General features: G+C 46.8%; 13 protein-coding genes and 1 pseudogene. 10 read left to right on the forward strand and 4 right to left on the reverse strand.

All coding sequences use genetic code 11. The features are described 5' to 3' along the window. Window positions 1–101 precede the first annotated feature (101 nt). The 3 genes and pseudogenes from H7C18_RS17430 (at window position 102) to H7C18_RS36045 (ending at window position 2523) form a co-directional block, all read left to right on the forward strand. Window positions 102–1106, forward strand: coding sequence for a DUF3231 family protein (locus H7C18_RS17430; RefSeq protein ID WP_185130364.1), 1005 nt, complete (start codon window positions 102–104; stop codon window positions 1104–1106). 801 nt (window positions 1107–1907) lie between these two features. Beyond that, window positions 1908–2027: pseudogene (locus tag H7C18_RS35185) on the forward strand (recombinase family protein); the annotation flags it as partial. A 34-nt stretch (window positions 2028–2061) separates the two neighbouring features. After that, window positions 2062–2523, forward strand: a complete 462-nt coding sequence (locus H7C18_RS36045; protein ID WP_420481867.1) for a tyrosine-type recombinase/integrase — start codon at window positions 2062–2064, stop codon at window positions 2521–2523. A gap of 490 nt (window positions 2524–3013) precedes the next feature. On the opposite strand, the gene H7C18_RS17440 is transcribed toward H7C18_RS36045, so the two are convergent. Further along, window positions 3014–3493 carry a C40 family peptidase gene (locus H7C18_RS17440; RefSeq protein WP_185130366.1) on the reverse strand — a complete coding sequence of 160 codons (480 nt, stop codon included), beginning with the start codon at window positions 3491–3493 and terminating at the stop codon, window positions 3014–3016. A gap of 336 nt (window positions 3494–3829) precedes the next feature. Between H7C18_RS17440 and H7C18_RS17445 the strand changes: the two genes are divergently transcribed. The 5 genes from H7C18_RS17445 (at window position 3830) to H7C18_RS17465 (ending at window position 8503) form a co-directional block, all read left to right on the forward strand. Next, a complete protein-coding gene (locus H7C18_RS17445; RefSeq protein ID WP_185130367.1) occupies window positions 3830–4285 on the forward strand; it encodes a hypothetical protein in 456 nt (151 codons plus the stop codon). A 92-nt stretch (window positions 4286–4377) separates the two neighbouring features. Then, entirely contained in the window at window positions 4378–5052 is a 675-nt protein-coding gene (locus tag H7C18_RS17450; protein WP_185130368.1) for a response regulator transcription factor, read from the forward strand. A 4-nt stretch (window positions 5053–5056) separates the two neighbouring features. Further along, entirely contained in the window at window positions 5057–6424 is a 1368-nt protein-coding gene (locus H7C18_RS17455) for a sensor histidine kinase (protein WP_185130369.1), read from the forward strand. Window positions 6425–6633: 209 nt separating this feature from the next. Next, window positions 6634–7266 carry a DedA family protein gene (locus tag H7C18_RS17460; RefSeq protein WP_185130370.1) on the forward strand — a complete coding sequence of 211 codons (633 nt, stop codon included), beginning with the start codon at window positions 6634–6636 and terminating at the stop codon, window positions 7264–7266. 31 nt (window positions 7267–7297) lie between these two features. Next, entirely contained in the window at window positions 7298–8503 is a 1206-nt protein-coding gene (locus H7C18_RS17465) for a COG4705 family protein (protein WP_185130371.1), read from the forward strand. 83 nt (window positions 8504–8586) lie between these two features. On the opposite strand, the gene H7C18_RS17470 is transcribed toward H7C18_RS17465, so the two are convergent. After that, entirely contained in the window at window positions 8587–9318 is a 732-nt protein-coding gene (locus H7C18_RS17470) for a YheC/YheD family protein (protein ID WP_185130372.1), read from the reverse strand. Window positions 9319–9972: 654 nt separating this feature from the next. Here H7C18_RS17470 and H7C18_RS17475 point away from each other — a divergent pair. Beyond that, window positions 9973–10911, forward strand: coding sequence for a threonine synthase (locus H7C18_RS17475; protein ID WP_238357762.1), 939 nt, complete (start codon window positions 9973–9975; stop codon window positions 10909–10911). A gap of 158 nt (window positions 10912–11069) precedes the next feature. Continuing rightward, complete coding sequence (locus H7C18_RS17480) at window positions 11070–12050, forward strand: glycosyltransferase family 4 protein (protein WP_337913672.1); 981 nt, start codon at window positions 11070–11072, stop codon at window positions 12048–12050. 302 nt (window positions 12051–12352) lie between these two features. Here the strand turns inward: H7C18_RS17480 and H7C18_RS17485 are convergent, their stop codons facing one another. Together H7C18_RS17485 and H7C18_RS17490 are read right to left on the reverse strand one after the other, a co-directional pair. Continuing rightward, on the reverse strand, window positions 12353–13132 hold the full coding sequence (locus H7C18_RS17485; protein ID WP_185130374.1) for a YheC/YheD family protein: 780 nt from the start codon (window positions 13130–13132) through the stop codon (window positions 12353–12355). 51 nt (window positions 13133–13183) lie between these two features. Beyond that, window positions 13184–14227, reverse strand: a complete 1044-nt coding sequence (locus H7C18_RS17490) for a mannose-1-phosphate guanylyltransferase (protein WP_185130375.1) — start codon at window positions 14225–14227, stop codon at window positions 13184–13186. Window positions 14228–14907 lie beyond the last annotated feature (680 nt).

Genomic DNA, 14907 nt, shown 5'->3' on the forward strand with positions numbered 1-14907 from the left:
CTCCGTTAGCGGAATCCAACCTGTTTTCTTCCAGTAACGTGAATAAAACAACACGGTTCTCCAAATAATGATGCAAACAAATTGTTTGGAGGAGATTTTTTATGGACAAAGGGACTGTCAAACTCACTGCCGCTGAAATTGGGACATTATGGGGGGAATATGTAAACGGAACGGCTGTTGATGTAGTGAACCGATACATGCTTGGTATTATAGAAGATGAAAACATAAAAACGCTGTTTGATGAAGCAGTAAAGACATTCGGTAAACAAAAACAGCAAATCGCAACGTTTCTGGAGAAGGAAGGTTTTCCAATCCCCATTGGATTTAACGAATCCGACCTGATTCCAGGGGCTCAAAGACTTTTTTCAGATACCTTCTGTTTACAATACCTGCACATCATAACGCTTCATGGGTTATTGGGACATATCACGTCGCTTTCCGCTTCGGTGCGAAAGGATCTGCGAGAATTTTACGACAGTTGCGACAACGATGGGAAGATCATGTACCATAAAACCATTGAATCGATGTTGGAAAAAGGGCTATTCCAAAGAGATCCTTACTTCTATCCCGAGGAAAAACCTGATTACGTGCAGGGTCAAAAGTTCTTAGACGGCTTCTTTGGTAACAAACGCCCTTTAAGTGCAACAGAAATGATTGCTCTTTCCTTTAATCTGAAAAAGAAAATAATGGAGAAGACGCTCTCCATTGCGTTTAGCCAAGTGACACAACAGGAAGACGTGAGGAAGTTTTTTGAGTCGACGCAGGAAGTGTCCAATAATCAAATTCAAGCGCTTGGCAACATTTTGCGCGACGATAATTTGCCTGTTCCTACGTCGTGGGAAACTGGGGTTACAACTTCCAAAGATTCCCCTTTCTCGGACAAATTAATGCTGTTCCACATTGGATTTTTAATTCAAACATCGCAAGCATATCATGGCACTGGTCTGGCATCCGCGATGCGAAAAGATCTCGCTGCGCAGTACGAAAAAATCATTCTAAGAAACCTCTTGGTCACGAAAGAATGGTTTGATCTCATGACAAAACATCAATGGTTAGAACAGCCGCCGCTTGCGCCCAATCGAACCATGATTGCGAATGGAAAATAAAAGGGAAGAGGACGCCCCTTCCAAAAAGGCAGAGGCATTTAAGATGAGTAAACGTGTTGAAGTGGTCTTATGTGCCTGTCGATTAACTGTGCACACCTAGCCTAGAAACGCTAAAGCAAATTACCCCGAAATCTAAACAAAATCGAATACTCTCTCGCCATTACTCCCACTCTCTAAGGTACTTAGGCGGGAGTTTTTGCGATGAAAAAAAAAGTTCGTTACAAAAACAATTGACCAGCTTTTCTTCGCCGAACTACTGGTGTACTCCAAACTGCCGGAGTATCCCTTCTGGAGTAAAAGTACCCCGAATCTTCGTCGTGCCGTACCCAAAAAAATCGTGCAAAATTACCCCTCATGATCGAGCCGGGTAAAACGAACGACGATTGAGAAACCGATACCCTTCGTAGCGAAATAGCGAAAGGTGCGGGGACGGGAGATGCTGAAGATGAGCCAGATCGATACGATTAAGGAACTGCAGGCGAAGGGGCTGGGGCCGGTGCAATCGCCGAGCGTCTGAACGTTACACGAAAGACGGTCAGCAAATATATGGCAGCAGATGGCTTCCAGGAAAAAGCGAAAGAGCAGAAGCAAGCGCAGCCTTCCAAGCTGGATCCGTTCAAGCCGCTCATCCAGGAGTGGCTAGAGGAAGACCGCAAAAACCGGTGCTTAAGGGGTTTATTACAGGTAGCCGGGGTAGAACGTCTCTGCCCGTGTGGCTTTGACCCCGTAAGCTAAACTGTTCACCCCCTGCTTGTAGAAACATGTTTGAGGCTGGTTGAGACATCGATCTCGAATAACAAGCGAAGCTATGACACTACAAGCGAGTGGAAGGAAATTACAAGGGAAATTAATGCAGACATCGTATGCCTCGATAACGAAACGTTATTTGATAGTCGGAAATTCAAAATGATGGGCGATTTCTGAAAAGTGATGGAAGATCAATTTTTAAGCTTGCTTGCCTACGTGGCCGGCGGGCAAAAATTGCTCGCGTTCGAGGAAAGCGAAAAACGGAGAGAACCGTTTTCCTGTCGGCCGAGGCCAGAACGGCGCTGGTGGAATATTTGGAGAAGGAAAGGCCCTTAGATGCAACGGCCGAAACCCGAGCATATTCTTGAGTACCAGCGGGAAATCGGATAAACGTCTGCACCCTCGATCGCTTAATAAGATCCTGGAGGAGATCGGCAGATCGCACGATGCGGCTTTCCCAGATCCGGAGCGAAGCATTTCACCGCTGTCTTCGCACGATCTACGCCACACGAGCGCAAGCGATTTACGTCGCTCCAATCCGGATATGACAGATCAGGATCTGATGATTTATATGGGGTGGTCGGATAAAGAGCAGCTGCTGCGATATACGAAGGCGCAGGAGGAAGTGATGTCCGGATTTGTTGAGCGAGCAAACAGGGGGGAGGCGTAGAGGGATGACTAATCCAACTGTTTGTCCTCATTACCAAGTTGTGTCGTCCAATCACCCTAAATTAAAGTGCAGCCATTTTTATAGTGGCCGTGAGTGGATTTACTTTGAGATCCGGGAAAGACTCACGGAGTACAAGAATTCATTCTGCAGAGGCAGCTATAAAGAATGTCAGTATTTCAAACTTAATTGAATGCTTCTTTTTTCAAATTCGAATTTTGCCGCGACGCAGAGCCAAACGGCCGTTGTCGAATACACTCATAATGGGCACTTTTTTTGGAATTATTTATTATAAAGCATAAAAAATAAGCAAGCCCATAGAGGACTTGCTTGAAATTAGGATATTTTTCTTCGACATTGCCGCCATTGTCATTGTTATCGGATTGATCACAACTGGAGGAATGTGTCTTGGCAGTATGAGCACCCTGAGTGGTTGCGGGCGAGGATGTTTTCCTGCCACGGCAGTAGGGGCTTCTACTGCTACGCTTTTGGATCAGGAGGGAAGAACGTGACGAGCCGTGGTGTAATGCGTGTTCCACCAACCCGTATTCAAGTTGGTGATCGTAACTCCGCCTTTGCCGAAAGTATGCAGCAATTTCCCGTTGCCGATGTATATCGCGACATGGTGAACCGGATTATAGAAGAACACAAGATCTCCCGGTTGCAATTGATCGCGGGAGACGGGAACGCCGACTTTTAATTGCTGTTTGGACGAGCGAGGAAGTTTAATGCCGTTCTGCCCAAAGACATACTGGGTAAAGGAAGAACAGTCGAAACGGTCTGTTCTCCCGGAAGCCGCCCCCCATTGATAGGGCACTCCCATGAATCGTTCTCCGGTCGAGATGATGTTAGCCGCCGTAGGGCTCATGGTCTCGGCTGCATGTGCCGGGGAGTTCACCGCGAGGATGCCTCCAGTAAGAAGCGTAAAGCTCAGCGCAATACCAGCCAACGTTTTGCCGTATCGAAAATTCATCTTATTTCCTCCTATGCTTTGGGATTGAGACTCGGCTTGTCCGAGCTCACAGGATTCACTATAACATGTCAGTTTTCACCTCCATTTCCCAACGGGAACGATAAATTCAGTTCCGCCAACAGTTTGAGAAAGAAACCGTTTCAATAGTTAGAATTTTTTCACTCACGTGATGTGGACAGGTAGATAAGGGTTCGCTAGAATAGTGGATTTTACCCTATGCTCTTGACAATAAGCCATAACTTCTCATCAAATTCTAATCTGAATCACAAGGCGATCTCATGTTGGGCTGCTATAGTTAAAAGCGGCTTAGACAAACCCAAATCAGGAGGTAATGAGATGAAAAAGAAATGGATGGTTGCAGCGGCATTGCTTACGGTGATTGCCGCAGGATCGGGAACTTGGTTGCATTCTTCGTATGCGGCTTCGGGCAAGAGCAACTCGACGACGGCAGTAACTACTAAAGTCGCAACAAATAATGGCTCTGTATCTGTCAATCAAGAGAAGTCCGATGGTGATGGTGAAGTGGCTGATGACCAAGCGAATTCCAGCTCCGCTAATGTCGCCAATCAAGCGGTCAAGTCCGACGGTGATGGTGAAGTGGCTGATGACCAAGTGAATTCCAGCTCCGCTAGTGTCGCCAACCAAGCGGTCAAGTCCGACGGTGATGGTGAAGTGGCCGACGATCAGGAGCAATCGGATGGCGATGGCGAAGTGGCCGACGATCAAGCTCAATCCGATAATGGCGGCACCGGTGTTGACCAGCAGAATGATGGAGAAACGAATGAAGATTAATTTGTGGATTGGGAATAAATGATCAATGGGCAGGAATCCTACTACAGTGGGGATTCTTGCCCTTTTGAACCTTTTCTGAGGAGAATCCGAGGATGAAAAAATTGCTCATTATCGAAGACGAGCCGAACTTTGCCCGATTTCTTGAGCTGGAACTCGAACACGAGGGTTTCGATATAACTGTCGCACATAATGGGAGAGAGGGATTTCATTTAGCCAATGAGCAGGGCTGGGACCTCATTTTGTTAGACTTGATGCTTCCGGGGCTAAGCGGTACCGAGATATGTAGACGTCTTCGCAGCCAGAAAAACAAAACTCCTATTATTATGCTCACTGCTCGAAATTCGGTGATGGACAGGGTATCCGGACTTGATAATGGAGCTGATGATTATTTGCCTAAACCGTTCGAAATCGAAGAATTGCTTGCTCGCATACGAGCATTGTTCAGACGAGTTTATGAGTCGGAGGAGGAAAAGGACGAGGCGATAGAATTTCAAGATCTTCTCGTGGAAATGGGGACCCGCACGGTTAAACGCAATGGGGAGGAACTTTCGTTGACCAAGCGGGAATTTGACCTGTTAATCGTTCTGCTTCGCAATGTGAATCATGTATTAACCAGAGAGCAGTTACTGAATCTTGTGTGGGGATTCGAAGCCGGAACAGAGACCAATGTAGTCGATGTTTACATTCGCTACCTTCGGCAGAAACTAGGGACTGGCGACCAATACATTCAGACCGTTAGAGGCATCGGATATGTAATGAAAGGGTGAGGATATGCCCTTAAAGTATAAATTGGCTTTATTAACCACATCATTGATTCTGTTGTTGTTTATTGGATATAGTCTCCTTCAGTACAATTCGGTAACGCAATGGATGATGGATTCTCAGAAAGACACGCTGCAAAGAACCGCTGGCGAAATATCCGGATATTTCGCAGAACAGGAAGAACCGTTGAACTCAGAAGGATTGGATGAGAGTAAGCGGTTTATGGAGAGGTTTGTACAGAATGATCAGTTGTTCAGATTGCTGGATTCTTCCGGCCAAGTGGTTTTGGTTCTGTCCAATAATCTTCCTGCCGATTGGATACCGGTACTCGTGGCCGATAAAGAATCCATTACCGAGCTGCTCCATGGACAAGATCGTTTGTTGGTTGTTCGCGCCCCGATCGATACCGCTGCATTTAAAGGCAGCATGGAATTGGTCACGAACCTAGAAAATATCGATGCAATGAAGAATCGGCTACGAAGTCTAATGCTTACTTTCGGTGCCCTTGGTGTTATCGTAAGCATGGCCGGGGGATATATCGTCGCTCGGAGTTTGCTGAAGCCGTTGAATCGAATGGCATCTGCCATGAACGTGATCAAACAAACAGGCGTCAGCGGAAGAATCGGCTATCGAAACAACGGGGATGAAATATCCCGATTGTCTTCCCTTTTCAATGAGATGATGGATGAGCTTGAGCGATCCTTTAATCGTCAGCGCCAATTCATTGAGGATGCCTCGCATGAATTCCGAACTCCCATTGCCATTATTGAAGGTCATTTGAAATTATTGAACCGCTGGGGAAAGAACGACCCTGCAGTTCAAGAGGAATCCATTGCCGCTGCCATTGAAGAGATCGTGCGATTGCGCAAGTTATCCGATCAGTTATTGGATTTATCTGAAGAGACTCAGTATCCAAATCAGACGGATTCAGAACCGATAGATCCTGAACGCATCGCGATTGAACTCATTCGAAATTACCGAATGTTGTATCCTCAATTCACGATAGAAGCAAAGCTTACGAAAGGTCTTCATATTAATGTTGACGGGCACCATTTACATCAACTCCTGATCATCCTGTTGGATAACGCCATTCGATATTCGGCGAAGAATCATTATGTAAAAATAAGCATTCTTGACGTTGGCGAGCATGTCCAATTATCTGTTGAAGATAAAGGAATTGGTATTGATAAAAAGGATATTCCATTCGTATTCGACCGCTTCTTTCGGGTTGACAAAGGGAGGGGGCGGAATGAAGGAGGGAGTGGCCTTGGCCTATCGATCGCCAAACGCTTAACGGAGAAATATGGGGGGGAGATTCGTGTAGAAAGCAATGTCGGTTTGGGCACAAAGGTGACGCTGGTCTTCCCACTCCTTTAGGCAGATTTTATTCCCTTCCTATTTTGATCCTAAACTGTTGTTAAGAATGAATTAAGAAGCTGTTCATTTGCGATTTACTATTGAACGCTACACTAAGTACATATAAATCTGATGCTTGCGTATAATCTGCGAAGCAATTGATAGAAACGCTGAAAGATTACTTGATACTGGCATTGAATGTCGCGACGCTTAAAACGGGAGACCTGTACATGCATGGACTGTTGAATTGGATTTCCGACAGCGCATTAAACCTTGTAACCGCAATTGGCATATGGGGCGTATTTATCGGCATGATTTTTGAAAGCGCATGTATACCGATCCCCAGTGAAGTATTGATGTTAAGCGGCGGACTTCTCGTTGCGCAACATCAGCTGGGCTTTGCGGAAGTGGCTGCTGCCGGCGTGATGGGCAACGTGCTCGGCTCGCTTGTCGCCTACTGCGTCGGAGCGTATGGAGGCAGGAGGATACTGAATCGATACGGCAAGTATGTGCTATTCAACCCTCATCACCTCGAGAAGTCACAACGATGGTTCGACAGATACGGACAGAGGACGGTCTTCTTCACACGCATGATGCCGTTCGTTCGCACGTTTATCTCCTTGCCTGCCGGAATCGCTGGGATGCCGCTCGGAAAATTCGTCCTATTCACTTTTCTCGGATGCCTGCCTTGGGATATTGGGCTTGCCTACTTGGGTTATCGACTCGGAGAACAATGGAAAGCCGTTGAGAACTATATCCATCCCATTAGTATCGGCTTTGCTCTGATCGTTGTTGTCGCAGCATTGATTTGGTTCCTGAGACGATTACGCGATCGGTCCAGAGGAAAAGTGAAGGAATTATGATGTGATACCCATAACCGAAAGGGGAAAAGAAATGTCGGCCAATCCGAACCAAACAAGGACGATACTTAGCAAAGTTCCGGAGGTAACGATTTTCTTCTGGATCATCAAGGTATTATGCACGACCGTAGGAGAAACATTCTCGGATTTTTTGAGCGTCAACCTGGGGCTCGGCCTGCCGTTCACGACCCTTCTTATGGGAATCGCATTTGTTGTTGTCATGTATCTTCAATTCCGGGCAACCCGATATGTTCCGGTACTTTATTGGCTCGCCGTTGTGCTTATCAGCGTGTTCGGAACGCTGGTTACCGATAATTTAACCGACGGATTCGGCGTTCCGCTTGAGCTTAGCACCATTGTGTTCAGCATCCTGTTAGGACTAACGTTCCTGTTCTGGTACCTAAGCGAAAAAACGCTTTCGATTCATTCGATTTATACGGTTAAAAGAGAAGCTTTTTATTGGCTAACGATTCTCTTTACCTTTGCGCTTGGGACGGCAGTCGGGGATTTGTATTCCGAGCAGCTCGGTCTGGGCTATCTTAACACCGGAATTGTCGTTGTCATCATCATAGGCTGCGTGATCCTGTGCTGGAAATTTGCAAAGCTTAATGAAATTTTGGCGTTTTGGGTTGCCTATATATTCACTCGTCCGCTTGGAGCGTCGCTGGGAGACTACTTGTCCCAATCCAAAGTAAATGGCGGCGTAGGTTTGGGCGCTACCATGACAAGTATCATTTTTCTTCTCGCCATATTGGCGATTATCCTGTACCTTGTCATTTCAAAGATCGATATTCTTTCCGGCAACGAATCTGTATCGTCAAACCGCACAAACGGTAACCCGAAGAATGTGTGGGCTCAAACTTTGGCGGTCCTGAGCGTCTTTCTGGCAGTCGGCATCGGGGGATATGTCTGGATGAATCAACACATCTCGTCGCAGACCGATTCTTCCCAATCGACATTAGCCGGGGAGCTAACCGATTTCGTCCATGTAGAAAACGATATTCTTAACAATGTCGATTCCAGCAATTTAGCGGACGCGAAAACGGGCGCCGACCAATTGGAACATGATTGGGACGATGCCGAGCCGAAGCTTCGAAAAATCGATCGGAAAACGTGGACCGAAATAGACGGCACCATCGACAGCGTTTTGGCGGCAGTTCGTTCTAAGAACCCGGACGCGAACAAATGCAAGTCTGCTTTGGATGCTTCGCTAACTGCACTGAACAATGCAAACCAATAATATAGTTATGAAAAGCAAACCGATAGAAGTTTAATCTCCTGGAGGTTTGCTTTTCATTTTGCAGTACTATTCGTTTACGCGTCCTATTTATAGGTCAAGATTTTTTGATACATCGATTTATCTTTCAATTTTAAAAATAAGGAAGTCATAGGGGTAAAATTAGCTTCGATAATCCACGCCTTTCCACGGACGTCCAAGCCCATATCCAACCCGATGGTACGAATTCCAGGATAGAACCGGCGTAATTGGTCGGCTGCCATTAGGGCGACACGATCGATTTCGGAAAGGACCCCTTTTATGCGCCGTTGTTGTTTCAGATTAGAACGTTGGATCGCCTGTTCGACTGGCAGTACATAACCGTTGCTTCTTATGGTATTTGTGATGATATAGCCTTTTCCTGCAATTTTCGCCAGTCTTCCGGTGACATTCCAGTCCGCATTTTTTTTGCGCTGAACCATAATTCTAAGGTCAAAGGGACGCCCATGAACCTGGGCTAGCGGAATGCGCCGCTGGATGATGTAGTGGGGAGACGATAACTTTTGGACGTAGGCGATTAAAGCATTTTTGCCGGAGACTTGTTTCTTGTATCGTCCGCTATGAACTTCAAACCGGACGCCATCTTCCGAGGAAACTTGCACAACCCCGGATCCGCCTGACTTACTAGACGGTTTGAGGATAATTTCCTTATACTTATTCAGAAGTTTCCAAAAGCTTTTCTCTGTCATCCATCGTGTTTCCGGTAAATGGGCAAATACCTCTGCAGATTCCTTCAAGACTTTATGCTTACTCCATTTGCTCCAGCTTAATTGGCCCATACTTAACCACCTTTGTTTTGGAATCCGTCAATCTGATGCGTTTTTCACCTGGAGCAACCGGTTTCGGTCATCCACAAATACTACGCTGGGCTGCAATTTTGTGATTTCCTCTTCATATAACATCCCCATCTTAGTAAACCACTATCTAAATCCGCTTGCGTTACGGTAGTACGATGGATCCTTCCCTTGCACATCAGACGACGCACGAGTGCTCATTCCTCCTATACAATAGCCAAAGGTGTTTAGCATCAATGTATGAATATTCGCCCAAATAGCCACTGGTCAACCAAAATGTATTAAAAATAGGTAGGTGCCGTTTCTGTTTTGGGGTTTCCGATATATGTTGACCGTAGTGTCTTTTGTATCGGATAAAGTAGGGAGGCCGTGGGATGAGGAGATGCCAACTCCTGTGTTCAAGCTGCGGTCGTCGGGAAAACTTTCGCCTAATCGGTCGCTGTGACTGCGGAGGGACACTACTGGTCGAATACGACCTTGAACGGGTCAAGAGAATATTGACACCACGCCGGCTTCAGCAGCGAATTACATCCATGTGGCGGTATCGTGAACTTCTACCCTTGAACAGTAGGGATGCTATTATCTCACTGGGCGAAGGGTTTACTCCTTTGCTCCGGCTTCCCAATTGGGAGAAAAAAATTGCCGGTTAAACAATTATGGATCAAACGGGAAGAGCAGAATCCAACTGGCAGTTTTAAAGCCAGAGGTTTCTCAGTGGCGATATCGCTTTTGTACAAACGAGGATTCCGGAAAGTAGCGGTGCCTTCCAATGGGAATGCAGCATCCGCTTTGGCAGCTTATGCCGGGCGGGCGGGAATGCATGCATACGTATTTGTGCCGAAGGATTGCCCCGGGATCATAATAGAAGAATGCCTTCAATACGGAGCCGAGGTCTACCGAGTTGAAGGACTCATTCATGATGCAGGTCAAATTATCGAAGATGGAAAGATGGAGCAGCAATGGTTCAACGTAGGGACCTTGAGAGAGCCCGGAAGGGTAGAAGGTAAAAAGACGATGGGGCTGGAGCTTGCCGAGCAACTAAACTGGACTCTCCCCGATGTGATCATTTATCCGACAGGGGGAGGATCAGGGATTATTGGCCTGTGGAAAGCTTTTCACGAACTAAAAGCGCTTGGTTGGGTAAAGGGAGATTTGCCTCGTCTAGTTAGTTTCCAAGAGAAGGGTTGCGATCCGATTGTTCAAGCAATTGAACGCGGGGGACCTGTGATCTCCCTTTCGAATGGCATATCATCCATGCCCACCGGATTACGTGTTCCTCACCCACCTGACGGGAACCTCATTGTCTCCATTCTGCGAGAAACAAATGGAGCTGCGGTGGCCGTCAGCCAAGCAGACATCAAGGCGGCACAGGTCACGCTTGGTACAGAAGGTATTTCCTCTTCCCCAGAAGGTTCAGCCACTTGGGCTGCCTTGTTACATCTATGCGATCAGGGAGGGATTGCCCCCAACGAAAGCGTTGTATTATTCAACACATCCCATGGTATAAAATATTTGCCCTGGAATCCAACGGAAACCATTAAGACGATTCGCAGTTACACTGAATTTATGAATCGTTGACAAAATGAGACTAAACTTAATGGGGCGGTGTAGTGGTCAACATACAGGTTGTTTGGAAGGGTCCCATAAAACGTACCTCTGGTCTCGGAATCGCGAGCAGGGAATATGTATCTGCATTAAGAAGACAGGGCGTTAATGTCAAGGTGGACGACAGCCCTGTGGATTTAAAGAAAGGCACCATAAAAAAACGAAGGGTGCTTATTTATCATCAATTGCCCTCAAAACTGAATATAGCACGGGAGCGTAAACGATATGACCGCATGATTTTAAATACGGTTTGGGAAACGACTCGAATTCCCCGGAGTTGGGTCCCGAAAATCAACAAATTTGACGCTGTATGCGTTCCGACAACGTTTAATAAATCTGTTTTGCGTCAGAGCGGCGTCAAGATCCCCATTTTTATTGTCCCGCACGGAGTTCACAGCGAAAAGTTTAAACCAGGAAATAAAAAATATGATTTACCTATTGCCAAGGGACGCTTTGTCTTTGTCTCTGTTTTTGGCTTTCAGCATCGGAAAAATCCCGAAACATTATTGAGGGCTTACTGGGAGCAATTTTCGGCAGCTGATAAAGTGCTGCTCGTTATCAAGACGAACGGGTATGCGAGGCACGAGACCGGACAGTGGATTCGAAACCGAATCGAAAACTATAAAAAAAGGCTTGGAATTCGCAAAAAAACTGCACCGATAGTCATCATTACTCAATTTATGAGCCCCAGTCAGCTAAAGGGTCTCTATACGCTCGGAGATGTATTCGTTCTTCCCACGAGGGGGGAGGGAGTAGGACTGCCGTTTCTGGAGTCGTTGTCTAGCGGGGTTCCCGTCATCGCTACCGGTTGGGGAGGGCACATGGACTATTTAAAAGATGGAAACTCTTTTTTGGTCAAATATAAGCTAAAAAGCCCGCAGATCAGCATGAACAGCAGGCACGCGATCGCGCGAACGTTTCGTTCATTATTTTCGGGGAACGGACAGATGTGGGCAGAGCCGTACTTGTCCAGCTTAAAAAGCAAGATGAGTTTGGCGTATCGCCATCCAGATTTATGTAAAAAGAAAGGCCGGCAAGGCCGGTTGAACATGAAAAAATATTCGTGGAACAGAGCCGGAGCCGCCTTGAAAAAAGTTGTAGAAATGAAATAATCCGAGCGAATGGCTAGGCCGATGAAGCACTTATGTTTTATCAGTCGCAGGGTCGGCAGAAATAAAAATACGACATCCGGCCCAGTTTTTCGGCTACAGGTGTCGTATTTTTCGTATTCGAATTTTGTATGGACTACCAGAGATTCTAACAGGCGGACTACTTTGTCATTCTTCAAGCATCAGGATAGTGTTTGCGACAGCACGATTAAGAAGCAGTTGTATGGAGAAAGAAATGGGCTTTACGCAAATTGGGGGAAAGCCGCGGCCATGGCGCAGATCGAGAAGGTCCGGGAATAATTGTGCTACCGCTTCAGCTTGGATTTAGTTGGAGGGATTCGTCCCAAGGCTTTGGCATAGCTTAGTACTTTGCGGGCGATGCTCTTGTCGGCCAAATGCCTGAATATATAGGGATCAGGATTCGTGTTCAACTCGATAATCCAAGGACGAAGGTGGTTGTCCAGGCCAATGTCAGCGCCAATCATATTGAGTTTGGGATATGAGCGGCTTAGAGCCTTGGCGGCGTCATATCCGGCTTTGGAAACGGTCTTCTCGATTTGGGACAACTTCTCCACAGAAGCAAATGATTTCAGCAACGTCCGAACTTCCATCGGTTTGCCGCCGCTATGGTAATTCGTCACGATCTTTCTTGGATGAGCGACCCTTCCGATCATGCCGGTCATCTCCCAAGCGCGCTTGCGATTGCGTTGGACCATGACGCGGACATCGAACCGGCGTCCTTTGTATTTCAAAAGATGGATTCCTTTCTGAACCAAATAAGGACGTTTGCGTTTATTGCGAACGATAGATCGATACATAGATTGGAATGAATCGAACACGCGCTTCTGTTCTTCCTTCTGATACGAATAGGAGCCGTTGCTTTGTTCCACGCGCATAACGCCTTTACCATATGTGCCCGATTCCGGTTTGATGTAAACCATGGAATAACGGCCAAGCATTTCGCGAAGCGATTTTTCGTTCATTCTGCGGGTTTCCGGTACCAGTATGCGGACGTTCGGGTCTTTCAATATGGCCTTTGTTTTGAGCCATTTGCTCAAAACGCTTTTTCGCGCGGATGAACTCAAGCTCCGACACCTCCTACAAGTTAATGTATGTCGAACTTCTTCTCGCCCGAATCAGGCAAATGGAGGGGGTGTACCCGCCGACAACCATTTTTTTAACCTCGGCTCCTCGGATTTAGGGCAGATGAGCAATCCGTTAGAGGTCGAGGCGACGATAAGGTCGCTAACCCCGATAATAACCGCCTTCCGGTCATCCACATAGACGAGATTTCGGACTGCATTCATCAGATTGACCTCACCTCGGATAACATTCCCACGTGGATCAGGTGATAGATGCCGCAGCAGAGAGCCCCAGGAACCGATATCGTCCCATCCGCAATTTACCGGTAAGCAGTAGATTGTCCGTGCTTTCTCCAGAACAGCATAATCTATGGAGAGCCTAGGCATATCGGCGTATGCGGCATCCGGGTCTGAGGTGTTCTGCAGCAGAGGGTTCCAAAGAGTCGGCTCGCAGGATTGGATGCAACGGGCCATAGTCTCCGGGCGGCAGACAAGGATGCCGCTGTTCCAATAGATGTCTGGTTCGCTCATAAGCTGTTGGGCACGTATATCGTCCGGTTTCTCCAAGAACCGGGCGACCCGGCGTATCCCACTTACGGAGCTTATCCTGCCTGTATTCGAGTCGGGCACGGTGAGTAAATATCCGAAGCCGCTCTCGGCTCGGTCGGGCCGGACGCCAAGCGTTACGATCGCATCGGGCAAAAATGCGACATCCGCAGCTTCGGAGATGGACGCTAGGAAGGCCTCCTTGTCCGCTATAAATTGATCGGAAGGCACGAATGCCACCGGCTCATCGTCACCGGATTGAAGGAAGCGATAGACGGTCAGTGCAATGCAAGCGGCAGTATCCTTCTGCTGGGGCTCTATGATCAACTGATTTGGTGAAAAATTGGGCAATTGATCGTTCAACAAAGGCAAGTAGTGTCTAGGCATCGCGATAAAGAGATGGGAGGCGGGCACGAAATCGCGAAAGCGATTCACTGTCTCTTGAATCAACGTTTGCTCGGACAAGAACGGCAGGAACTGCTTGGGCAAATCGTCGATGCTTCGCGGCCAAGAACGAGTTCCTTTTCCTCCCGCCATAATGACGATTTTCAAGGAATGCACCTCCAAATGACAAAAAGACAAACCATGTTCTTGACATTGTATGCGCTCTTTGAAGTATCAAGAGACGGCAGGAATACAATTATAGTGTAAATGGGAACCCGTTCATGGCAAAATGCCTATCACCCTAAATTAAAGTGCAGCCATCATAGTGGCCGTGAGTGGATTGGAGTACAAGAATTCATTCTGCAGAGGTAACTATAAAGAGTGTCAGTATTTCAAGGAGAATTTTGGATTAAACAAAACGTATGAAGATGTATGGATTGTTGCCCTTCGCCATCTTAGCCGTGACTACTGGATGATCGTCCCTTCAGACGAGTTCTTACTGATGGATGGGGCGCGAAAGCTTTTTGATGTAGGAGGACGACGAGTTGCAGCTGATCGAATATTCTCTGATCAAGGCGACCCCGCGCCCTTCGGAAGGACATTTGTATAAAAGACGACCTTTACGCAAACTAATATGAGATCATCGCTTTTTCGGTGTTCATATTATTAATCGGTTAACTCTGCAAAAAGCCAATTGATCTCTAATTTGGAGAAACTCGTTTTTAGAATACCAATCTCAAAAGGTATCGTCCTGATTGTCTACTCTAGAAGTTCTGGATGAACACAGAAACTATATTTCAGATGCTGTTTACGCACCTCATTGTTAAAAAGCCGAACATAAGTTGAAT

The sequence above is a fragment of the Cohnella zeiphila genome (assembly GCF_014212055.1).
Taxonomy (GTDB): Bacteria; Bacillota; Bacilli; order Paenibacillales; family Paenibacillaceae; genus Cohnella; species Cohnella zeiphila.